This window comes from Kribbella sp. NPDC006257, from assembly GCF_040613535.1.
GTDB lineage: Bacteria > Actinomycetota > Actinomycetes > Propionibacteriales > Kribbellaceae > Kribbella.
On sequence record NZ_JBEXSJ010000021.1, the window covers coordinates 16,742 to 38,728 of the forward strand.

At 67.7% G+C, this 21,987-nt stretch carries 17 protein-coding genes; 6 read left to right on the forward strand and 11 right to left on the reverse strand.

The window, feature by feature from the left end; genetic code table 11:
- Positions 1–5: 5 nt before the first annotated feature.
- Complete coding sequence (locus ABZ004_RS24330) at positions 6–1,235, forward strand: Maf family nucleotide pyrophosphatase (protein WP_355683032.1); 1,230 nt, start codon at positions 6–8, stop codon at positions 1,233–1,235.
- On the opposite strand, the gene ABZ004_RS24335 is transcribed toward ABZ004_RS24330, so the two are convergent.
- The 6 genes from ABZ004_RS24335 to ABZ004_RS24360 all read right to left on the reverse strand — a co-directional run bounded on the left by ABZ004_RS24335 (position 1,232) and on the right by ABZ004_RS24360 (position 5,360).
- A complete protein-coding gene (locus tag ABZ004_RS24335) occupies positions 1,232–1,792 on the reverse strand; it encodes a chorismate mutase (RefSeq protein ID WP_355683033.1) in 561 nt (186 codons plus the stop codon). The two genes, ABZ004_RS24330 and ABZ004_RS24335, sit on opposite strands and share 4 nt — an antisense overlap.
- 33 nt (positions 1,793–1,825) lie before the next feature.
- A complete protein-coding gene (locus tag ABZ004_RS24340; protein ID WP_355683034.1) occupies positions 1,826–2,182 on the reverse strand; it encodes a hypothetical protein in 357 nt (118 codons plus the stop codon).
- A gap of 331 nt (positions 2,183–2,513) precedes the next feature.
- Complete coding sequence (locus tag ABZ004_RS24345; RefSeq protein ID WP_355683036.1) at positions 2,514–2,990, reverse strand: hypothetical protein; 477 nt, start codon at positions 2,988–2,990, stop codon at positions 2,514–2,516.
- Positions 2,987–3,193 carry an acyl-CoA carboxylase subunit epsilon gene (locus tag ABZ004_RS24350; protein ID WP_355683038.1) on the reverse strand — a complete coding sequence of 69 codons (207 nt, stop codon included), beginning with the start codon at positions 3,191–3,193 and terminating at the stop codon, positions 2,987–2,989. The genes ABZ004_RS24345 and ABZ004_RS24350 overlap by 4 nt, the downstream gene beginning before the upstream one ends.
- 12 nt (positions 3,194–3,205) lie before the next feature.
- Positions 3,206–4,795 (reverse strand): acyl-CoA carboxylase subunit beta, encoded by a 1,590-nt coding sequence (locus tag ABZ004_RS24355; RefSeq protein ID WP_355683039.1) that lies wholly within the window; start codon positions 4,793–4,795, stop codon positions 3,206–3,208.
- 94 nt (positions 4,796–4,889) lie between these two features.
- Positions 4,890–5,360 (reverse strand): SCP2 sterol-binding domain-containing protein, encoded by a 471-nt coding sequence (locus tag ABZ004_RS24360; RefSeq protein WP_355683041.1) that lies wholly within the window; start codon positions 5,358–5,360, stop codon positions 4,890–4,892.
- A 101-nt stretch (positions 5,361–5,461) separates the two neighbouring features.
- On the opposite strand from ABZ004_RS24360, the gene ABZ004_RS24365 reads away from it, so the two are divergent.
- The 3 genes from ABZ004_RS24365 to ABZ004_RS24375 all read left to right on the forward strand — a co-directional run bounded on the left by ABZ004_RS24365 (position 5,462) and on the right by ABZ004_RS24375 (position 9,651).
- Entirely contained in the window at positions 5,462–6,103 is a 642-nt protein-coding gene (locus ABZ004_RS24365; protein WP_355683043.1) for a TetR/AcrR family transcriptional regulator, read from the forward strand.
- Positions 6,104–6,193: 90 nt separating this feature from the next.
- Entirely contained in the window at positions 6,194–8,833 is a 2,640-nt protein-coding gene (locus ABZ004_RS24370; protein WP_355683045.1) for a phosphoenolpyruvate carboxylase, read from the forward strand.
- Positions 8,833–9,651: a biotin--[acetyl-CoA-carboxylase] ligase gene (locus ABZ004_RS24375; protein ID WP_355683047.1), complete on the forward strand. Its 819-nt coding sequence runs from the start codon at positions 8,833–8,835 to the stop codon at positions 9,649–9,651. The genes ABZ004_RS24370 and ABZ004_RS24375 overlap by 1 nt, the downstream gene beginning before the upstream one ends.
- Before the next feature lie 118 nt (positions 9,652–9,769).
- Here the strand turns inward: ABZ004_RS24375 and ABZ004_RS24380 are convergent, their stop codons facing one another.
- On the reverse strand, positions 9,770–11,170 hold the full coding sequence (locus tag ABZ004_RS24380; protein ID WP_355683048.1) for an OFA family MFS transporter: 1,401 nt from the start codon (positions 11,168–11,170) through the stop codon (positions 9,770–9,772).
- Positions 11,171–11,336: 166 nt separating this feature from the next.
- On the opposite strand from ABZ004_RS24380, the gene ABZ004_RS24385 reads away from it, so the two are divergent.
- Entirely contained in the window at positions 11,337–11,957 is a 621-nt protein-coding gene (locus ABZ004_RS24385; RefSeq protein WP_355683050.1) for a PH domain-containing protein, read from the forward strand.
- A gap of 18 nt (positions 11,958–11,975) precedes the next feature.
- Here ABZ004_RS24385 and ABZ004_RS24390 read toward each other — a convergent pair whose 3' ends face one another.
- The 4 genes from ABZ004_RS24390 to ABZ004_RS24405 all read right to left on the reverse strand — a co-directional run bounded on the left by ABZ004_RS24390 (position 11,976) and on the right by ABZ004_RS24405 (position 20,293).
- Positions 11,976–12,563 carry a hypothetical protein gene (locus tag ABZ004_RS24390; RefSeq protein ID WP_355683052.1) on the reverse strand — a complete coding sequence of 196 codons (588 nt, stop codon included), beginning with the start codon at positions 12,561–12,563 and terminating at the stop codon, positions 11,976–11,978.
- Between the two features lie 75 nt (positions 12,564–12,638).
- Positions 12,639–13,856, reverse strand: coding sequence for a GNAT family N-acetyltransferase (locus ABZ004_RS24395; protein ID WP_355683054.1), 1,218 nt, complete (start codon positions 13,854–13,856; stop codon positions 12,639–12,641).
- A 270-nt stretch (positions 13,857–14,126) separates the two neighbouring features.
- Positions 14,127–18,965, reverse strand: coding sequence for a choice-of-anchor P family protein (locus tag ABZ004_RS24400; protein WP_355683055.1), 4,839 nt, complete (start codon positions 18,963–18,965; stop codon positions 14,127–14,129).
- A gap of 164 nt (positions 18,966–19,129) precedes the next feature.
- Complete coding sequence (locus tag ABZ004_RS24405) at positions 19,130–20,293, reverse strand: acyl-CoA dehydrogenase family protein (RefSeq protein WP_355683057.1); 1,164 nt, start codon at positions 20,291–20,293, stop codon at positions 19,130–19,132.
- 299 nt (positions 20,294–20,592) lie between these two features.
- On the opposite strand from ABZ004_RS24405, the gene ABZ004_RS24410 reads away from it, so the two are divergent.
- Positions 20,593–21,942 (forward strand): UDP-glucose/GDP-mannose dehydrogenase family protein, encoded by a 1,350-nt coding sequence (locus ABZ004_RS24410; protein ID WP_355683059.1) that lies wholly within the window; start codon positions 20,593–20,595, stop codon positions 21,940–21,942.
- The last annotated feature ends 45 nt before the right edge of the window (positions 21,943–21,987 follow it).

Here is a 21,987-nt window from a genome sequence, read left to right on the forward strand (position 1 = left end):
ACGCCGTGAAGCGGCCGCGGTTCGTGCTCGCGTCGGCGTCACCGGCCCGGTTGCAGACGCTGCGCGACGCGGGCGTCGAGCCCGAGGTGATCGTGTCGGGCGTCGACGAGGACAACGTCACGGCCGATTCGCCGGGCGAGCTGGCGCGCACGCTGGCCGTGTTGAAGGCGCGTGCGGTCGTTGCCACGCTGGACGATCACGCGACCGTGCTCGGCTGCGACTCGGTGCTCGAGATCGATGGTGTCGCCTACGGCAAACCCGGTACGGCGGAGGTCGCGCGCGAACGGCTTCGCGCGATGCGCGGCCGGTCCGGCATCCTGCACACCGGGCACTGCATCTTCGACACCAGCACGCGGCGCGAGCTGCGCGAACTCGCCTCGACGGTCGTACATTTCGCCGACCTCACCGACGACGAGATCGACGCATATGTCGAGACGGGTGAGCCGCTGGTCGTGGCCGGCTCGTTCACCGTCGACGGTCTCGGCGGGCCGTTCGTGACCGGGATCGAGGGCGACTACCACAACGTCGTCGGAGTCTCGTTGCCCTTGCTGCGCAGGATGTTGGCCGAGGTCGGCATCCCGTGGCCGGCGCTTTGGCAGAGCCCGGCGAAGTTCGAGTACAACGAGGTGGAAGCAGCCCGGTACGACGAGACCCGCGGCGGCACCGGGCGCGCTCAGGCAGCCGCGGCGGCCGTCAACTCGCTCCTGCCTGACGGCGGCGGTCGCGGTGGTCGCGTCGTGGAGCTTGCCGTCGGCACCGGAATCGTCGCCGCCGAACTCGTTGCTCTAGGCAACCTGGTGCACGGGGTCGACCTGTCGTCCGCGATGCTCCAGCACGCCAAGGTGCGGCTTCCCGGTCACGTCGCCGCGGCTGATGCCACTGTCTTACCCTTCGCGGATCGGCGCTGCGACGCAGTGGTCGCCGTCTGGCTGCTCCACCTGCTGGATGACAGCGAGCCGGTCCTGGCCGAGGTCGCCCGGGTACTCCGTCCCGGTGGCGTCTTCATCACCACGACCGAGAAGCCCAACTCCACCCGCTACGCCTCGGGCCGGGGCCAGTCCGAGAAGCAGTCCCAGGACGCCCTACCTCACCTGGTCGCCCGCGCCGCGCAGTACGGACTGATCCTCGACGGCGCCGCCACCTTCCCCGGCCCAACCAAGGGCAGCCCCGACGCAGCAACCACAGAAACGACACCCCAGGCGACCTATCCCCTGATCCGCTTCCGACGGAGCTAGCTGCAGATATCGGCTACGGCTTCGGTCAGTGCCTGTGTGTGGAGGTGGTCCAGCTGGTGCTGTACGCCGGTGACGATGCTGCTCGTGGTGAGGTCGACGGCGCAGCGGATGGGGGTGTGGCGGACGTACGTCGTACTGCGTAGTTGGTGCAGCAGTTCGGTGGTGAGCTGGTCGAACTTCAGGCGCATCTCGTTGAGGTCGGGGCGGGTGGTCGGCGCTTGGTCCGGGTGAGCGGTCCAGCGCGCGAAGAGTCCGCGCTGCACGACCTTGCTCGCCTCGATCTGGTCGCGGAAGAAGATGACGGTCTCGTCCGGGTCGATGCCGAGCTGGATCGCCGAAGCGCGCGCCTGGTCGAGAACGACCTTCTCCCGTGCCGGGTCGTCGATCGGCTTGTCCGTGCCGAACTTCGACGCCGCCACCAGATCCCCGACCTCGATCCGCTGCGCCACCAACTCAGTCAACTGCCCCAGCCCCACCTGCCGCTCAGCCGACGCCGATGAAACTCCGAGAACCGCCAGCAGAACGCCAGCCAGCACCATTCCCACAATCCGCTTCACGTGCTTCCCCGGTTCGCTCGTCGGATTCAACCCTCAGATGATTCCAGCCTTGGCGTCCAAGAGTTGGAGCAGTTCGTGCGCGGCGATCTCGATTTTCTTGTGCCGCCACTCGGCGGCGCGATACACGCAGGCGATCAGCCCTGACCGGTGGATACGCCTCAAATCGCCATAAACAAAGGCATACCGGGCCTTGGTTTCGTCGTTGGCTCCGTCGGTCAACCCGAGATGCCAAGCGGCGTACTCGTCCCACGAATGCTTCTCCAGAAACGCATTCTCCGCATCAGCATGCGGCTGAACCGCACCCCAATCACTCTCGAGCACATACTGCTTGCCCTCGATCAACTTCCGCGCGTACTCGACCGCACTGGCATTGACCTCGTACTTGGCCATACGCCGATTCTGCCAGCCGTGCCGACCTTTGGTGTACCGACGGACATGAGGTGTCGGCCAAGGGCGGCCCGACCACCCCTGGCCACGTGTGAAGTCGGAACCAGAGGCCCGACACCTCATGTCCGTCGGCACACCAACCCCAGAAACGGCCCGAACCAGGCCCAAGCGCGTTGGCTCGGCCAAAGCGCAAACCTGTGAGCCCCCTCGGCGTAGGCACTCGAGGGCGCGGTCCTCGTGTTGGGGTTCGCTCCTCTTGGCGGGGTTCACCCCCTGCTATAGCAGGAGGTTGAGCACGCGACGAGGAGTTGGGCCGCCTCTTTGCCCCACGTGACTAGCAGACGTCGGGGTCGTACTCGACCTGGAGGCGGCGAGGCGGGTGGGGGAGGGAGAGGACTGTCTGGAAAGCGGGAGTTGCCGCGACGCGGGCGAAGTACTCGCGGTGATCGGGGCCGAAGGACCACAGTTCTTCGCTGGGCAGGCTGCGGAGAGCCGGCGTTACGTCGTACAGGAAAGTGCAGTGGAGCTGGCTGATTGCCTGCTCGTCGTCGACCAGGCGGATGAACTGCCGGGTGAGGTCGAACGAGAAGTGTTCTCCGGCGTCGTCGCCCCAGTCATAGACGCCGAACTGGATCAGTACGCCGTCCCCGTCCTCATCGGGACCAGCGACATCCTCTACCGGGATGGACGCGAACCGCTGGAAGGTTGTCCAGGTCCGGGGGAAGTCCGTCGACGCCGGCGCGGACAGGTCGACGGCGTCCGCACGGAGTAGGTCGCGCAGGATCCCGGCTGCTTGATCTGGGCGCATCACGGGTGGGCGCTTGCGCGCCATTGGTTGGGGCCGGGGCGGAGGGGGGTTCGGGCGTTGCGCCAGTAGCTGGACCAGTTGCTGGCTCGGGTGGTGTCGGGGGGTGGGGCGGGGGCGGTGGCGCGGGCGGTGACCACGGCGATGAGGGCGGCCAGCTCTTCCGGAGTGGGGTCGCCCTTGACGATGCGCAGTACGGGGTCGGTCATCAGGAGCTCCGATCAGAGCGGGATGTTGCCGTGCTTCTTCGGGGGGAGGGTGTCGCGTTTGGTGCGCAGCAGGCGGAGGGCGCGGACGATCTCGGAGCGGGTCTCGCTGGGTTTGACGACGGCGTCGATGTAGCCGCGTTCGGCGGCGATGTACGGGTTGGCGAGGTGGTCCTCGTACTCCGTGATCAGCCGCTGCCGGGTGCTTTCTGTATCTTCACCGGCCTCGGCGGCTGCTGCTAATTCGCGCCGGTGCAGGATGTTGACGGCGCCCTGGGCGCCCATCACCGCGATCTGGGCGGTCGGCCAGGCCAGGTTGATGTCGGCGCCGAGGTGTTTGGACCCCATCACGTCGTACGCGCCGCCGTAGGCCTTGCGGGTGATCACGGTGATCATCGGGACCGTCGCCTCGGCGTACGCGTAGATCAGTTTGGCGCCGCGCCGGATGATGCCGTTCCACTCCTGGTCGGTGCCGGGCAGGAAGCCGGGGACGTCGACGAAGGTCAGGATCGGCACGTTGAACGCGTCGCAGGTGCGGACGAACCGGGCCGCCTTCTCGGACGCGTCGATGTCGAGGGTGCCGGCGAACTGCAGCGGCTGGTTCGCGACGACGCCGACCGGCCGGCCCTCGACCCGGCCGAAGCCGACCAGGATGTTCGGGGCGAAAAGAGCCTGTACTTCGAGGAAGTCGCCGTCGTCGACCACGGCCTCGATCACCGCGTGCATGTCGTACGGCTGGTTCGGCGAGTCCGGGATCAGCGTGTCGAGCGCCGCGTCGGTCTCGCTGACGTCGAGATCGGCCTCGAAGTCGTACGCCGGCGGGTCCTCCAGGTTGTTCTGCGGAAGGTGCGAGACCAGCGCCTTCACCCAGTCGATCGCGTCTTCCTCGTCGGTGCCCAGGTAGTGCGCGTTGCCGGACTTGGTGTTGTGCGTCCGGGCGCCGCCGAGGTCTTCCTGCGTGACGTCCTCACCGGTGACGGTCTTGATCACGTCCGGACCGGTGATGAACATGTACGACGACTCGTCGACCATCACCGTGAAGTCGGTGACGGCGGGGGAGTAGACCGCGCCGCCCGCGCAGGGACCCATGATCAGCGAGATCTGCGGGATCACCCCCGACGCCCGGACGTTGCGGCGGAAGATCTCGCCGTACAGGCCGAGCGAGACGACGCCTTCCTGGATCCGGGCGCCGCCGGAGTCGTTGATGCCGATCAGCGGGCAGCCGATCTTCATCGCCAGATCCATCACCTTGACGATCTTCTCGCCGAACACCTCACCGAGCGAGCCGCCGAAGACGGTGAAGTCCTGCGCGAACACGCAGACCTGGCGGCCGTCGATGGTGCCGAAGCCGGTCACCACGCCGTCGCCGTACGGGCGGTTCGCGTCCAGGCCGAAGGAGGTGGACCGGTGCCGGGCGAACTCGTCCAGCTCGGAGAACGAGCCCTCGTCGAGCAGCAGCGCGATCCGCTCCCGGGCGGTCTTCTTGCCGCGCGCGTGCTGTTTCTCCACCGCCCGCTCGGACCCGGCGTGGACGGCCTCGTCCAGCTTCTGCTCCAGGTCCGCGATCTTGCCCGCGGTGGTGTGGATGTTCACGGTCTCTCCCATAATCGGGCAGCCTAACGGCCCGGAGCACCTTCGTGTGCTGTGATGTCGGCCGCAACGTTACCGATCGGTACGCCGGGCGCCGTACGGGGACGGTTCAGCGTGGACCGACGACGAAGAGTTTGGTGAGCCGGGCCGCCAGGGCGAGATCGCCGCGGACCGAGAGGCGTTGCTTGAGGACCGCGGTGACCGGATCCTCGTTGCCGGTGACGATCTTCAGCAGCGTCGCCGGATCGGTGCGGACCGAGATCTCCGGCTGGGCGGTGTGCCCGTCGAGGACGTCGCAGCGGCCGTCGTGGACGCGGATCAGGTACTCGTCGACGCCGCCACCGCCGGCGCCGGTGATCTGCCAGGCGATCACCGCCTCGAACCCGGTTGCCCGGGCCGGGCGAAGGTACTCCGGCATCCGTCGAAAGATCTCGCGCAACGCGACCTCTCGCACACCCCCGATGAGCCGATGCCGGAGCTCCCGCTCCGAGGTCCGGTCGACCAGCCGGGACAGCTCAGCCAGCTCCAAGGTCGCGAGATCACCCGCCTCCAACCACCGAGCAGTGCCTCGTTCGGCCACCCAGTCCTCCCCCGGCGGTGTGCGGGAAACCCGTTCCGGAACAGCGGGAACGGATTCCTACCAGACCGTAGGAATTTCCTACGAGCTGATAGCTTTGTCAAGTGGTCAGCTCCGAGGAACCGGTTGCGGAATCTCCGCGCCGGCGGGCCGCGCACCTCGGCCCGGAGCGCCGGCGGCCGATGATCCTGGACGCCGCGCTGGAGGTCTTCTCCGAACGCGGCTACGCCGGTACGACGATGCAGGCGGTGGCCGATGCGGCCGGGGTGACGAAGCCGGTGGTCTACGACTCCTTCGCGAACCGCGACGAGCTGCTGCTGGCCCTGCTGGCCCGCGAGGAGCAGCACCTGGTGATCTCGATCGTCGCCGCGCTACCGGCCGACCCGACCGTTGGTACGCCGGCCGAGCACGTCCTCGAAGGCCTGACCGCCTTCCTCCAGTCGGTGGCGAAGTCGCCGCAGTCGTGGCGGATCGTCTTCGGCGCGCAGTACGGCGCGGCGCCGGTGGTGGCGAACCGGGTGCTGGCCGCCCGCGCCTTCCTGGTCGAGGGGCTGCGGCTGACTTTGCTGAAGTCGTTGCCCGGCGTCACCGATCCGGACGCGAACCTGCCGGTACTGGCCGAGCTGCTCGCCTCGATGACCGAGAGCTGCGCCCGGATGCTCGTCGTCGACGGCACCGACCGCACCCCGGCCGAGTTGGCCAGAACCGTCTCCCAAGTCGTCTCCGGCGGCTTCGGCTCCGTTTAGTACGCGAGTTGTGAACGCGGTGTGACGATTCCCGCCCACACCTCGGAACCAGGCGCCAAGAGACCGCCCGCACAGATATCGTGGGCGAACGTGACCGAGACCGGCAGTCAGGCGAACGCCCGCACCCGTACCCGCGCACGTTTCGAGGTCCCCGAGGAGTTGCGCGGCGATGTCCGCCTGCTCGGCGAGATCCTCGGCACGATCCTGGTCGAGTACGCCGGCCAGCCGCTGCTGGACGATGTCGAGAAGCTGCGCGAACTCACCATCGCCGGTGACGGCGAAGCCGCCGAGCAGTTGGTCGCCTCCTGGCCGCACGAGCGCGCGGAGGACGTCGCCCGCGCGTTCACCTGCTACTTCCACCTGACCAACCTCAGCGAGGAGCTGCACCGCTCCCGCGTACTCCGGGCGCGCGACCGTTCGTCGGACGCGCCGGCCGTGTCGGAGCTGGCCCAGGCGGTCGAGCAGATCGCCAAGGACAGCGGCGTGCAGCAGGCTCGTGCGCTGCTCAACGGGCTGGAGTTCCGCCCGGTGCTGACCGCACACCCGACGGAGGCCCGGCGCCGCGCAGTACTGGCCACGATTCGCCGGATCTCCTCGCTACTGGAAGCGCGCAGCGATCCGCGCGCCGGTGACAGCGAGCTGTCGGAGAACCAGCGCCGCCTGGTGGAGCAGGTCGACATCCTTTGGCGTACGTCGCAGCTGCGGACCAGCCGGCCGACCCCGCTCGACGAGGTCCGCTCCGCGATGGCCGTCTTCGAGGAGACCCTGTTCGATGTCGTCGGCAACGTCTACCGGCGGCTCGACGACGCCCTGGCCGGCGACGAGGCCGGGATCAAGCAGCCGGTGGTGGCGCCGTTCGTCCGGCTCGGCTCCTGGATCGGCGGCGACCGCGACGGCAACCCGAACGTCACCGCCGCGATCACCCGGGAAGCCATGCAGATCCAGGCCGATCACGTACTCCGGGCGCTCGAGCGGGCCACCGACGAACTGGGCCGCGCGCTGACCGTCGATGCCGCGACCACCCCGCCGTCGGCGCCGGTCCGCCGGATCCTCGAGGATGCGAGAGCGGCCAACCCCGAACTCATCGCGGACATCGAGACCAGGTCGCCTTCCGAGCCACACCGGCAGCTCCTGCTGCTCGCAGCCCGCCGCCTGGCAGCGACCCGTGCTCGCGACGCCGACTTCGGCTACCCGCGGGCCGCAGACCTTCTGCACGAGCTCAAGGTGTTGCAGGACTCGCTGGTGTCGGCCGGCGCGCCTCGGCAGGCGTACGGGCAGCTGCAACAGCTGATCTGGCAGGTGAGCTCTTTCGGGTTCCACCTGGCCGAGCTGGAGGTCCGTCAGCACTCCTCTGTGCACACCAAGGCACTTGAAGAGGTGTTGAGTGGTGGCGAGCTGTCCGACCAGACCGAGGAGGTGCTGGCGACGCTCCGGGTGATCGGGCAGATCCAGCAGCGCTTCGGCCCCGAGGCCTGCCGTCGGTACGTCGTGTCCTTCACTCGCAATGCAGGCGATCTCGCTGCCGTCTACGAGTTGGCGGACGCGGCCATGGACGGTCGCCCGATCGAGCTGGACGTCGTACCGCTGTTCGAGACCGGTGAGGACCTGCAGAACTCCGTGGAGGTGCTGGACAACGCGATCCAGCTCACCCGGGTCCGGCACCGCCTCACTGCCAACGACCGCCGCTTCGAGGTCATGCTCGGCTACTCCGACTCCGCCAAGGACGTCGGCCCGGTCTCGGCGACACTCGCCCTGTACGACGCGCAGGCGCGGATCACCGCCTGGGCCCAGCGCAACGCGATCCGCCTGACCCTGTTCCACGGTCGCGGGGGAGCGCTGGGACGTGGTGGCGGTCCCGCGAACCGCGCTGTGCTCGCCCAGGCACCAGGTTCGGTTGCTGGCCGGTTCAAGCTCACTGAGCAAGGTGAGGCGATCCCGGCGCGCTACGGCAACGCGGCGATCGCCCAGCGGCACATCGAGCAGGTGACCGCGGCGACGCTGCTCGCGTCGACTCCTGCGATCGAGGAGCGTGCCCTGGCGGCCGCGAACCGGTTCGCGGTGGTGGAGAAGACGCTCGACGAGGCTGCGCGTACGGCGTACCACAAGCTGGTGAAGGCGCCTGGGTTCGCGGAGTGGTTCGGTCGGGTGACTCCGCTGGAGGAGCTAGGACAGTTGCCGCTCGGCTCGCGGCCTGCGCGGCGTGGCGTCGCGGTGTCCTCGCTGGAGGACCTGCGGGCGATCCCGTGGGTGTTCGCGTGGTCGCAGGCGCGGGTGAACGCACCGGGCTGGTACGGGCTGGGCTCGGCGCTCGCGGCGGTCGGCGACGTCGCAGTACTGCAGGACGCGAACAAGAACTGGCCGCTGTTCCAGGTGATGCTGGAGAACGCAGAGATGTCGCTGGCCAAGACGGACCGGCGCATTCTCGGGCGATACCTGGAGCTGGGCGACCGCGCTGACCTGACCCAGCAGATGCTGGACGAGCACGAGCTCACCACCGAGTGGGTGCTCAAGGTGCTCGGCGGCGACCGGCTACTGGCCGGCCGGCGAGTGCTGGGCCGTGCGGTCGAGCTGCGCAACCCGTACGTCGATGCGCTGAGCTACCTGCAACTGCGAGCGCTCCGGACGCTGCGGACGGACGACTCACTGGACGAGGAGCAGATCGTCAGGACCAGGCGGTTGCTGTTGCTGACCGTTTCGGGCGTTGCCGCCGGCCTGCAGAACACCGGCTGATGTTCGGCGATCTGGACCGGCCGCCGCTGGACGCCCGCTTCCTGCAGGGGCGTCTGGTGCGACCTGGCGCGCTGTGGACGCGCATCGACGTACTGGCCGAGACGGAGTCCACCAATGCCGTCGTGGCCGCAGCAGCGCGCTCTGGAGCTGCTGAGGGTCTCGTAGTGGCCGCTGAGTACCAGTCGTCCGGTAGAGGCCGTCTGGGGCGCACGTGGACCACTCCGCCGCGTTCTGCGGTGCTCATGTCAGCTCTGCTGCGCCCTGCGGCAGTCCCGGCCGGCCGGTGGCCGTGGCTGGGCCTGCTGGTTCCCCTGGCCGTAGCAGCCGCCGTACGGCGTGTTGGCGAGATCCCAGCTCAGGTGAAGTGGCCCAACGACGTACAGGTGGATGACCGCAAGCTGGCAGGGATCCTGCTGGAGCGGGTGGATACGCCGGACGGGCCTGCGGCTGTTGTGGGCATCGGGATGAACGTGACTCTCAAGGCGGATGAGCGGCCAACAGATGTGGCAACCTCACTGGCTCTAGAGGGTGCTGCGACCACAGACCGGGCGACTGTGATGGCAGCGGTACTACGTGAGCTTGCTGGGCGCTACCAGAACTGGGTCGATGCCTCTGGAGACCCATCGACGATCCTGCCTGACTACCGCGAGCTGTCGGCGACCTTCGGGCGATCGGTGCGAGTGGAGCTGCCGGACGGCACTTTCCTGGAAGGCGTTGCCTCGGACCTTGACGCCGACGGCCGCCTAGTGGTGCTCGCCGCCGACGGCCCGCACGCACTGGCCGCCGGCGACGTCACGCACCTGCGTACAACTTGTTAAAGTGCTTTCTTATTCTACTACTTGAAGATCTTCACCGCAGTGATCAGCGTTTCGATGACGCCGTAGCCGAGCAGGACGGCGACCAGCAGCCAGGAGATGACTAGGCGAGGAGTCTGGTTCATTTCGCTGCTCCTTCTGCTGCGGCTTCGGTGGTCTTCTCGTGGAACCGCTCGGCGACCGGGCGGATCAGCAGGTTCGCGATGAAGCCGACCGCCAGCACACCGACCATCGTGAACAACGCCGGCCGGTACGCCGACGCGGTCAGCGTGCCCGGTTTGCCTTCCCGGTCCAGGAACCCGTTCACGATCAGCGGTCCGGCGACGCCGGCCACCGACCACGCGGTGAGCAGCCGGCCGTGGATCGCGCCGACCTGGTACCCGCCGAAGAGATCCCGCAGGTACGCCGGGACGGTGGCGAAACCGCCGCCGTAGAAGGAGATGATGAAGGCGGCGAGCAGCACGAAGATCGCCGTGTTGTTGTGGCCGATCGTTGCCAGCAGCGCATAAAGCACCATGCCGACGCCCAGATACGTGGCGTAGATGGGTTTGCGGCCGATCAGGTCCGAGGTCGACGACCAGGCGAACCGGCCGGCCATGTTGAAGATCGACAGCAGGCCGACGAATCCGGACGCCGCCGCCACCGCGACGGTGGACTTGCCGCTGGCACCACGGAAGAAGTCCTGGATCATCGGGCTGGCCTGCTCGAGGATGCCGATCCCGGCGGTGACGTTGCAGAGCAGCACCACCCAGAGCAGCCAGAATTGCGGCGTCTTGATCGCGTTGGCCGCCGACACGTTCGCGGTGGTGACGAGCGACTTCGATCGCACCGTCGCCGGATCGAACCCGGCCGGCTTCCAGCCCTCGGCGGGCACCCGGATGTTGACCACGCCGAACATCATCACCAGGAAGTAGCCGATGCCGAGAGTGAGGAACAGCAGCACCAGGGCATGACCGCCGGCGAGCGAGGTGGAGACGTCGGGGTCGTACTTGTCGTCGTACAGGCCGAGCAGTTGGCGCGACAGCGGGCTGGCGACCAGGGCGCCGCCGCCGAAGCCCATGATCGCCATCCCGGTGGCGAGGCCCGGGCGGTCCGGGAACCACTTGATCAGCGTGGAGACGGGCGAGATGTAGCCGATTCCCAGGCCGATGCCGCCGATCACGCCGTAGCCCAGGTAGACCAGCCAGAGCTGGCCGGTACCGATGCCGAGGGCACCTACCAGGAAGCCGCTGGCCCAGAAGCAGGCCGAGGTGAACATCGCCTTCCGCGGTCCGTTCCGTTCGACCCAGGTGCCGCCGAGGGCGGCGGACAGGCCGAGCATCACGATCGCGATGCTGAAGATCACCCCGATCCGGGTCTGGCTGGTATCGAAGTGCTTGATCAGCGAGGTCTTGTAGACGCTGGTCGCGTACGCCTGTCCGATACACAGGTGCACGGCCAGCGCGGCCGGCGGGATCAGCCAGCGGCTGTATCCCGGTGGCGCGACGGTGTGCTCCCGGTCGAGTACCGACAAGATGCCCATCACGGCTCCTAGTTCGTCGAGCCCCCCAGTTTGCGACCTGCCCCCAGGCGCATCCTGGCGGAAGTGTATGCATTTTGTGAAGCCTTCAATTACCGATCTGCCCTTCCGGGCGACCGTGGTCGTGTCGACCGGCGACAGCGGCCCCGGGAACTGTGAGACTGGGCCCATGGCGATCTCGGCGAAGTTGTTGGGTGAGGACGAGTACATCGTCGTCAGCACCCGGACGCACTGGAAGGCACTGATCTTCCCGGTCTTCCTGCTCCTGGTGGTGGCGGCCGGCGGCGGCTTCCTGGCCGCGATCGTGCCGGACGGCAGCCTGCAGACCCCGGCCCGGCTCGCGATCGGGGTGGTCGGCCTGCTGGTGCTGATCGTGTTCGCCGCGAAACCGTTCCTGAACTGGCTCTTCTCGACCTACACGCTGACCAACCGGCGGCTGATCACCCGGCACGGCATCCTGACCCGGACCGGCCGGGACATCCCGCTGATGCGGATCAACGACGTCTCCTACGAGCACGGCCTGATCGACCGGATGCTCGGCTGCGGCACGCTGCAGATCGAGTCGGCCGGCGAGCGCGGCCAGGTGATCCTGCCCGACGTACCGCACGTCGAGCACATGCACCTGCAGATGTCCGACCTGCTGTTCGGCGGTCCGGAGGGCAAGCCGGGCGACGGCATCCTGGACGACGAGGCGCCGCCGGAGCACCAGCAGCGCCGCCGCGAGCCCGCCGCGCCGGAGGAGCCTGACGCGCAGACCCTGTTCAACTCAGAGGACAACGACCGCCGCTGACATTCGGCGGCGGGTGAATCAGGATCTGCCGAGCAGGTGGCTGACGCGTCGACCGGCCAGCAGGCCGCCGGCGATCGCCGCGATCCACATCAGGACGATCAGCCCGTCCAGCGCGATCACCGAACCGAGATCAAACCTCTCCTCCGCAGGGAGGTCGGGGGACTGATGCCACGTTCGTTCTGTGAGAAACGAGGCCGCCAGCGTCAGTAGGATCAGGAGCGCTACCAGCCAGACTGGTCCTAGCGGCATCACCGGCCAATCCCAGCCGTCGTCCCGGTCTCTGCGCGCCCGCTCGTTCAATGGCTCCGCTCCGAGATTCCCGGCGTCGCTGGGGTAGATGCGGCACACCCAGAGCACACAGGCGAACGCGATGGCCAGCACCAGGTAGGCCACGGCAAGACCCAGCCCGATCGCTGCGCCGACCCGGGCCGCCGTGCCCGCTCCGTGGCCGACAGTCAGGCCCACCAGTGCACCTGCTCCGCCGCCGAGACCGCCGGCGGCCGCGATCCCGACGCCGGGCAACAAGGAGTCCTCCTCTGCCAGTTCGTACAACTCGGCCGGTCCGTGGAAGAAGACCCAGCGAAGGGCCGACCGGATTCGCGCCATCCCTCAAGTGTCCCGTGCGCCCGGTTCAAGCTGCCGAGCTTCCTGCGCGTCAGAGTTGACGCTTGGGTTGTGTGTCTAGAAAACCTCGATGCTGACCGGGCGGACCGGCCAGGAGAAGGCTGTGGATGCGGTCGTGAGGGTGCCTGGCGTGTGCTCGACGACGAGGCCGGTGGCGGCGAACTCGGCGAGTTGGCGACCGCCGAGGTAGGCGGAGCCGAGTTCCCTGACCGGGACGGTCAGATCGGCCGGCTCGTCCGTGCGGGTGCACCGGGCCGTCTTACCGTCGGCGGTGAGCCGGTAGCGGCCGGCGTTGGCAGGGATCAGCTCGTCGGTCACCTCGATCACCAGGTCCACCGCAGCGGCGTACCGGCGTTGTTCGAGGGCGCGGGGCACGTCGGTCACTCGGAGCCAGAGCGACTCGCTCAGCCGCCGGTTCAGCACGGTGGGGGTGGTGACGATCTGCAGCAGCGGCTCGTCCAGAGCGGCGTAGCCGTAGCGGAGGGTGGCGGCGAGGTCCAGGGTCAGCAGATAGCTCCACAACGCCTTGTACGCCGTGGGTTCGGGCGCGACCAGCTCCTCGACCAGCACGTCGTGGGCCGGGCCGGTGGCGTCCCAGTTCATCTTGCCGCGCCACAGGGCGTACCCGTCGATGGCGCCGGATTCGTTGCGGTGGACCAGGATCTGGCGCGCGGTCCGGCCACCTCGGTCGTCCTTCTTGTCCTCCAGGCGCTTCTGCCACTCGAGCTCCGACCGGCCGGACACTCCCGGTCGTTGCTCCTGCAGACCACGCAGAAGGGCCGGCAGCTCCTTGACGGCCTCGTCCGCGGTCAGCACGCTGAGCTCGCCGGGCCGGGTCCGTACGACGGGCGGGCCGACTCGGTGCAGGTCGATCTCACAGGACACTCCCCACGCGGCGGCGCCGTACCCGAAACGCCCGTAGATGCCCGGCTCGCTGGCCCAGAGGATCGCGATCGGCTCCGGAACCTCGCGCAACTGCCGGCTGATCAATTCCGACATCACGCCCCGTCTGCGGTGCGTCGCCAGCACCCCGACGCCGGTGACATGGGCGGCCGGCACCACCGCGCCCGGCACGGACAGATCCCGCGTCAGCGCCCTGGTCGTCCCGACGACCTCCCCGCCGTCCGCGGTCGCCACCAGCGCCCGCTCGGGCTCGAACATCCGCAGGTCCAGCTCATCGGCCTCGGACGGATCGAACATCATCGCCCCGCCGAACACCGCCGACATCGCCTGGTAGTCCTCAACCGTCCCCACCCGAACAGCGATCTCCGTCATCCCCGCATCCTCACACGCGTTACAGACGTGCCGCCAACGGTTTAGCCTTCCTCGACGTCGCGGGGTGTTGTTCCATCATGCGCACGGCAGACTGGGTTGGCGTGGTCAGGCAGCGCGCTATCGACGCAGCCGAGAGCCTCGGCAACGAGCTGGTCTACGAAGGCTTCTCACTCGGCGGCATGGCCGCGCAGCAGTTGGCTCAGAACCGCCCGGGAACCAAGGTGCTCGTGTCCCTGCCCGGCCGCAGACCGGCTGGGCAGGGACACAAGGTCAGCGGGGCGCGCAGTTGTGGAGGCTGCTGGTGCTGGAGCCCACCACGACATCCACCGTGCCGTTCAGCGCGGTCAGGTGAACGGCGTTGACAGTCAGGCCGCGCTCGGCGCCCGCGACCGGCTTCTGCTCGTTGATGACCACGCGTGCGCCGGCGCCGAGGTCGATCACGGAGTTGGGCTCGCCCGAGATCGCCACCGGTTTGCCCGCCACCTTCAGAGTGAGCGTCGCCGTACCGATTGCCGACGTGCAGGTGCTGGTGGAGGTCGCAGCCAGGCCGGAGATCTCCAGTACGTCGATCCCGGGTATCCCGATCCTCACCTCCGCCGCGGTGGTGGCCGCCTTCGAGGTGCTCGGGCCGGTGCTGGTCGTGACCTTGGCACAGACGGCACTCGCCGTGATGACGAGAGTGTCAACTCGCGCCGTACACGGGGGCTCCTTGGTGCCGGTGCCGGTGGTGCGGACCTGCCCGGTATCGGGGGTGGCGAGCAGGTCAAGACTCACCAGCGGAACGCGGATCCCGGCGGACAACCCGAACGCCCGCCCGGTCATGAACTCAAGACTCGCAGTTCCCGTCGCGGCCGATCCCCGATAGCCACGGTCTCCGAAGTAGGAGGCATCGAGCGTGGTGTTGGCGGCATCGGCCAGTGGTTGGTCGACCTTGGCAATTGTGCAGCGCGCCGTACCGGTGAGGTCCGTGGTGCCGTAGCAAGTCTGCCCGGTTGCTCCGGATCCCAGCGTGAGCGTCACGGGTCGGCCCGCGATCGGCTCCTCACTGGTCAGCTGCGCCGCCAGTTGCGCCGGTTCGCCGTTCGCGATCCGGATAGTGGCGCCGAGAGCCAACGCGGTTGGCCGCTTCGCGATCGGCAACCTGGTCGTGTACGCGGACCAAAGGTGGTCCACAGCTGTAGCCCAGGTGATCCACAGCCTGCCATTGAACGCACCGACCGCCGGAGTGGTCGAGGTCCGGCCATCCCGTCCCGCTTGGACCCGGGCGGCCCAGCCGGAACCGTCGGCGGAACTCGATACGTACATCGCTGTGTCGTCACCGAATCCCTTCCAGGCGGCAATGGCGGCACCGTCCGCCACGGTCAAAGCGGGGCCGGCAGTGGACTTGCTGTCGGCAGCAACCCCGACTGGCGTTGTCCAGGTGATGCCGTCCGTACTCGTCGACGAGTGGATCACCGAGCCATCGGTCTCAGTCCAGGCCAGGACGAGCTTGTCGCCGAGCGCGGTGATCGCCGGACCGGCCGAGGTGCGTCCATCGGCGCCCGCCGCTGCCGGAGCCGACCAGGTGACGCCGTCAGCACTAGTCGCTGCGTACATTGCGGTGTCAGCGCCCGCACCCTTCCACACGGCGTGCAGCTTCCCAGCCACTGATGCGAGGGCGGGACCCGCGCTGCTGCCTTGGGCCGCAGCCGACCGCCGGCCCTCCGCCGTCACCCCGGCAGGGGTGGACCAAGTAGTGCCGTCGGTGCTCGACGACGCGTAGACCTGGGAGTCTTCCGCGCCCGTCCAAGACGCGAACAGCTTGCCGTTGTGGACGGTGAGTGCTGGACCGGTACTTGTGGTGTTGCTGCCGAGGATGTGTTCAGCCGGCTTCCAGGTGGTGCCGTCTGTACTGGACGACAGGTACAGCCCTGAGTCCGCGCCGCGCCACAGCGCGAACTGCAAACCCTTGTACGTCGTCGTTGCTGGGCCGTCGCCGACTCCTGCGGCAGCCACCGCCGGAGTCGCCGAGGACCAACTCGCCAACGCCGGCGCCGACGTCGGCAGATCGTCGGCCGGTGCACCCGGTGCAGAGCCGGGATTCACCGTGTCGGTGACCATGCGCAGGTTTCGCATTGCTGTCTGGACCAGCGGCAGGGTCTCGTCGACACCGTCCCACCGGCCCTTGAAGTGTGCTGCGTATCTGCCGGCCAGACGGTCCAGCCGGACTGCGGAACTCCAGGCCAAACAGGCGATGAATGGGTCATCCCCTTCCAGGCCGGGCAGACGCTGACACTTGTCGGCGCCCTCTATCTGCTCCTGTTGCTCTGGTGGCTTGTTGGCTGCCAGGTTGCCTGCGGCGGCATCGATCAACCCGGCCACCAGGTTGTCGTCGTCGGCAGTGTTGTTGTAGATGGCGTGGTCGCCGAACAACAGGGCCCGCAGGTTGTCGTCACCTTCCAATGCCCGGGGGAAGCCGAGCTGGGTGTACGCGCGGTGAAGCTTCACCAAGAGGTTGAGGTAGCTGGTGGTCGACGGATTCTGGCGGAGGAACTCTGCCACTTTGTGGTAGTGCTCGATCCGCTTCCCCCTGAGGAACCCGGTCATCCGGTCGAAGGCGTCCTCCTCCACTGCCTGCGGAGAATTGCTCGCGGCATCAGTCTGGAAATTGGCCTTTGCTGATCCGTCCCAGTCCGCGGCCAGCTTCTGCGGCGGGGTGATGGGCGGATCTTCACCACAGTAGAACGGCACGTCCGGCGATGCCCGCGAGCAGCCCTGGTATTGGTAGTCCTTCGTCACGATCTTGCTGGTGGTGCGGGCAACTACCCGGGGTTTCCCCGGCCAGGTCAGCCCTTCCTCGAAGACGACGGCCAGGTCGCCGAAACTCGCTCGGAGCTGGAACGGTCCGCTGTAGCGGTACTCGTCGTGCATGTTCTCCCAGGTCGCCCGCCAGCAAACGTCGTACGCCGGCCCGGCCCAGTTCTGATTGTTGAGTCCGATGTACCGGGCGAACATCTCGGCGGCTGGAAGCTGCTTTCCCGACACGTTGGTCGGAGTGTCCAGCGGCCCCAGGGATCCGTCGCACTGCGGTGCCTGCAGGGGGCTCTCAAGCCCGTTGTAGGGCACGGTCTGAGCAGAGCCACCGAATAGTTGGTAGCTCTTGCCGTCCTTGACGAACTGCTCACGGCCCTGGACGGTGTTCATCAGTTTGACGAACTCTTGTTGGTACTTGCCGGTCAGCGAGCTGAAGATCTTGTTGGTGCTGCCGTCAGGCCCGGGCAAGCTGAACGACTGAGCGGCGTCCCGGATCTCCCGGCCGGCGGTGATGACCTGCCCTGCCCGGAGCTCACTAACCTCCTTGGCCAACGGGGGATTCTGGCTCGACAGCAGGCTGTAGCCATTCGCCGCGAGCTCCCAGACCGCGGCGTTCCCAACCTTGCCTTGCTGTGGATAGCTGCTGTCGAGCGCCTTGTTCGCATAGGCGCTTAGGAACGAGATCGAGCCGTACGGGCCGTACTGGCCGAGCAGCTGGTCGACCGTCGTAGGCACGTCGCTGTAGGCGTTGTCGGGAACCACGAAAGCGTCTTCAGCCGCCGTTGTCCGGGCAGTGGTGAAGAAGGCCGTCTCGCCCTGGTCGTACTGCTCCTGTGTGAGGAGACGGTCGCGATGGTAGAAGCTGTAGTCGATCATGGCGTCGGTGGTGCTCCACAGCGGGCCCTTTGCCAGTGACTGGATCGCGTCGATCAAGGTGGTACCCAATACCTGCAACTGGTTCTCCACGTTGGCCAGGTTGGTCGCGATCGTCCCGGCCTGGTCCTTGATCTCCTGGACCGTCATTTCAAGCTTCTTGAGCTCGCTCAGCATCGCGCCGAACCCTTGGTCCAGCTTCCGGTCGATCCGGTCGAACTGCCGGTTCAAGTGCGCCCGAAGCTCGATGATCTGCTTCTGCAAGGCGGCGATCGCGTCGAGGATCTGCTTGTTCACATCCGAACCGGCGCCGGCGAACAATGTGACCAAGGTGCTGATCGCGCCAATGAAATTGCCGGTCAGGCCGATCGCCGCCAGCGAGAACGCGGTATTCACCAGTTGTGCCGCAGTGATCACCTTGTCGACGGCCTGAGCAATCTGCATCGCTCCGTCACCGAACAGCTTGATCTGCCGGCCCAGTTCGGGACTGACCAGGCCGGCCAGGTACGCCAACCCGTCCATCCCTGCCTTGGCCTGGTTCATCTGGGCCTGACGTTCGTCGCTCGCCGCCTTGGCTTCCTCCCGCTGCTTCGGGGTCGGCTCGCGGGTCGAGGAACCTGGGGGCTGGTCGTCGAGCGCCTTGGCGAAGGTGGCGAAGTCCTTCTCACGCTGCGCGCGGAGCTTCTCGGTCAGCTTGGCCAGTTCGTCATTGATCACCATCGGATAGGTCGGGCCGCCCTGGGCGGCGAAGATCGCCGCGAAGTCCAGGGTGCCCTGCAACTGCGGCGTCGCGGCCAGGATCGCTCCACTGGTCGCGGCATCGACACTGAGCGTTGCGCCGATGGCCGCGTTCCAGCCGCTGCGGAACGACGCATTTGCCCGGGCCTGCTGGGCCACTCCAGCCCAGACCGACGACTGTGCCTTCGCGAAGTCGGAGTTCCAGGCGATCTGCTGCTGGGCTCCGCTCACCCGGTCGGGTGCCTTGCCGGACCGCGACACGTTGTTGGTGCCGACGATCGAAAAGATCAGCTCGCGGACCTTCGGTCCGATCGGAGCTGCGGCCGATGGCGGTCCGATCGCCTCGATCGCCGCGCCGACGGCCTCGGCGGCATTGCGCTGCCACAGGTAGTCAGCCACCTTGGCGTCGATCTTCTCCTCGGTCGCGGCCGCGTGTTCGCGGATCGCGTCGGGATCGGCCTGCGGATTCCTGGCCTGCCAGTCGAGCAGGTCGGCACTCACCACGAGATGCTCGGCCGACTGCTTGTCGGTGACCAGGATGTAGCTGCCAAGCAGAACATCAGCCAGGCCGGTCTGTTCGGCGTTCTCCGCCGCCGGAACCGCCTGCGCCATCTGAGGTAGGCCCCCAGCGACGAGAGACAGACTCACCGTCACCCAGACAGCGGTGGCGGCACGCCGCCACCGAACGGACTTTCGACCACCCATTTCGAACTCCCCCTCGTCGTCCGGCCGCGAAAACGCGGTTCCCGAACAGCAGGGTGCCCTTGGTTGGACGGCAGGTGACTCGCCCAGACCAACCCCTGCGCGAAGGACTACAGCCTGTGCCCACAAAGGCACGCCCAGTGGGATTGTTCCTGTACTGGAGGCCCTTAGCTGAGGCCTTTGAGGAGTTGGCGGGCCATGACGATGCGCTGGACCTGGTTGGTGCCTTCGTAGATCTGGGTGATCTTGGCGTCGCGCATCATGCGTTCGACCGGGTAGTCGTGGGTGTAGCCGTAGCCGCCGAGGAGTTGGACGGCGTCGGTGGTGACGGCCATCGCGACGTCGGAGGCGAAGCACTTGGCGGCGGCGCCGAAGTAGGTGAGGTCGGCGTCGTTGCGTTCGGAGCGGGCTGCGGCGGCGTAGGTGAGCTGGCGGGCCGCTTCGATCTTCATGCCCATGTCGGCGAGCATGAACTGCAGGCCCTGGAACTCGGCCAGTGCCTTGCCGAACTGCTTGCGCTCCTTGACGTAGCCGAGCGCGTAGTCGAGGGCGCCCTGGGCGATACCGAGTGCCTGGGCGGCGATCGTCACCCGGGTGTGGTCGAGCGTCGCCATCGCCGTACCGAAGCCTGTGCCCGGGTCGCCGATCATCCGCGACGCCGGGATCCGGACGTTGTCGAAGTAGACCTCGCGGGTCGGGGAACCCTTGATGCCGAGCTTCTTCTCCGGCGCGCCGAACGAGACACCGTCATCGGCCTTCTCGACCACGAAGGCGGAGATGCCCTTCGAACGGGCGTCGGGGTCGGTGACCGCGAAGACCGTGTAGTAGTCACTCACGCCGGCGTTGGTGATCCAGCGCTTCACGCCGTTCAGCACGAAGTCGTCGCCGTCGGCCACCGCGCGGGTCTTCATCGAGACCGCGTCCGAGCCGGCCTCGGGCTCGGACAGGCAGTACGAGAACATCGCGTCGCCCGCGGCGACCGGCGGCAGGTAGCGCGCCTTGACCTCTTCCGACGCGGACAGCAGCAGCGGCAGCGAGCCGAGCTTGTTCACCGCGGGGATCAGCGAGGTGGAGGCGCAGGCGCGGGCCACCTCCTCGATCACGATCACGGTGGCGAGTGCGTCCGCGCCGGCCCCGCCGTACTGCTCGGGGATGTGCGGGGCGTGGAAGTCCGACGCCTTGAGCGCGTCGTACGACGCCTTCGGGAACTCGGCGAGTTCGTCCACGTCACCGGCGTTCGGGGCCACCTTGGCGTCGCAGACGTCGCGAACGGCGGCGCGGATCGCCTGGTGCTCCTCGGACAGCGCGTACAGATCGAATGAGTTACTCACGAGTCACAATCTACGACGAAACATCCCGTACGGCGATGTCGCCGACCGCGAAAGTGACGAAGAGCGCACAGCATGCAAGCGCTAGCGTCCCGTGCCGGAGGATTTGGTAGCGATATCGGTGTCCAGGTGCGTGCCCCGCGGTGGCGGAGAGCCGACGTCGATGCCTTTCCATCGTTGAGGTTCTCCGCTGCCGCGGGGTGCGTGCCTGGGCGCCGATAGCGCAGCGAATTCTCCGGCACGGGACGCTAGGGCCATGAGCCGGTCATGAGGTGGCAATTCTGGTCGGTAGAGTCGCCCGCATGACTGAAGGCACGCCCACCACCAGCGAGCGACCGCTGCGGATCTCGGTGATCGGTACCAACTACCTCGGCGCGAACACCGCCGCGGGGATGGCCGAGTTCGGCTTCGACGTGATCGGCGTCGAGATCGACGAGCACCGGCTGAAGCTGCTGAACGACGGTAAGGCCCCGCTCTACGAGCCGGGTCTGGATCCGCTGCTGAAGAAGCACACGGACTCCGGCCGGCTGCGGTTCACCAACGACTACCGCCAGGTGGCCGACTGGGCCGACGTGCACTTCATCTGCGTGGGGACGCCGCAGCAGGAGGGCAGCGACGCCGCGGACCTGGCCCAGGTGAACTCGGTGGTCAGCATGCTGGCACCGTTACTGACCCAGCCGTGCCTGGTGGTCGGCCGGTCCACGGTTCCGGTCGGGACGTCGAAGCACGTCGAGAAGCGCTTCCACGCCGAGGCTCCGGCCGGCGCCGGCATCGAGATCGCCTGGCAGCCGGAGTTCCTGCGCGAGGCACACGGGGTCGACGACACGCTGCACCCGGATCGCCTGGTATTCGGCGTACAGACGCCGGCTGCTGAGGCCAAGCTGCGTGAGGTCTTCGCGAATCCGATCAGTGAGGGTACGCCGGTCGTCGTCTGCAACCTGCCGACCGCCGAGCTGGTCAAGGGTGGCGCGAACGCCTTCCTGGCAACGAAGATCTCCTTCATCAACGCCCTCGCGGAGATGTGCGACGCGACCGGCGCGGACGTCACCCAGCTGGCGGACGCCCTCGGGCACGACAATCGGATCGGCCGCGGCATGCTGAACGCCGGACCCGGGTACGGCGGCGGCTGCCTGCCGAAGGACCTGCGGGCGTTCATGGCCCGGGCCGGTGAGCTCGGTGTCGAGGAGGTCATCACGCTGCTCCGCGAGGTCGACGACATCAACCAGCACCGGCGGGCCCGGATCGTCGACGTCACCCACGAGCTGCTCGGCGCCGAATGGGTCGGCCGCAACGTCACCGTGCTCGGTGCGGCGTTCAAGGCGGGCACCGACGACGTCCGCGACTCGCCCGCGCTCGACGTGGCCGGCCGGATCCAGCTGCACGGCGCGACCGTCACCGTCTTCGACCCCGAAGCGATGGAGAACGCCCGCCGGGTCCGCCCGACCCTGCGCTACGCGTCCTCGGCCGCCGAGGCCTGCGAGGGCGCCCACCTGGTCCTCCACCTGACCGAGTGGCCCGAGTTCCGCGAACTCGACCCGGCCGCCCTCCGCGGCGCGGTCGAGACCCCGGTCATCGTCGACGCGCGACTCTCCCTGGACGCCCAGAAATGGCGCGCCGCCGGCTGGATCTACCGAGCCCCCGGCAAACCGTAGTACGGGACCAGCCGTAAGCCTGGAGGCCAAGGGCTTGCGGCTGGT

What these genes read in the sequence shown, in the direction of transcription:
- ABZ004_RS24340 (WP_355683034.1), bottom strand. Translation starts at nt 2,182, where the DNA reads ATGGCCAAGTACGAGGTCAATGCCAGTGCGGTCGAGTACGCGCGGAAG.
- ABZ004_RS24350 (WP_355683038.1), bottom strand. Translation starts at nt 3,193, where the DNA reads ATGACCGACCCCGTACTGCGCATCGTCAAGGGCGACCCCACTCCGGAA.
- ABZ004_RS24355 (WP_355683039.1), bottom strand. Translation starts at nt 4,795, where the DNA reads ATGGGAGAGACCGTGAACATCCACACCACCGCGGGCAAGATCGCGGAC.
- ABZ004_RS24375 (WP_355683047.1), top strand. Translation starts at nt 8,833, where the DNA reads ATGTTCGGCGATCTGGACCGGCCGCCGCTGGACGCCCGCTTCCTGCAG.
- ABZ004_RS24380 (WP_355683048.1), bottom strand. Translation starts at nt 11,170, where the DNA reads ATGGGCATCTTGTCGGTACTCGACCGGGAGCACACCGTCGCGCCACCG.
- ABZ004_RS24385 (WP_355683050.1), top strand. Translation starts at nt 11,337, where the DNA reads ATGGCGATCTCGGCGAAGTTGTTGGGTGAGGACGAGTACATCGTCGTC.
- ABZ004_RS24390 (WP_355683052.1), bottom strand. Translation starts at nt 12,563, where the DNA reads ATGGCGCGAATCCGGTCGGCCCTTCGCTGGGTCTTCTTCCACGGACCG.
- ABZ004_RS24395 (WP_355683054.1), bottom strand. Translation starts at nt 13,856, where the DNA reads ATGACGGAGATCGCTGTTCGGGTGGGGACGGTTGAGGACTACCAGGCG.
- ABZ004_RS24400 (WP_355683055.1), bottom strand. Translation starts at nt 18,965, where the DNA reads ATGGGTGGTCGAAAGTCCGTTCGGTGGCGGCGTGCCGCCACCGCTGTC.
- ABZ004_RS24410 (WP_355683059.1), top strand. Translation starts at nt 20,593, where the DNA reads ATGACTGAAGGCACGCCCACCACCAGCGAGCGACCGCTGCGGATCTCG.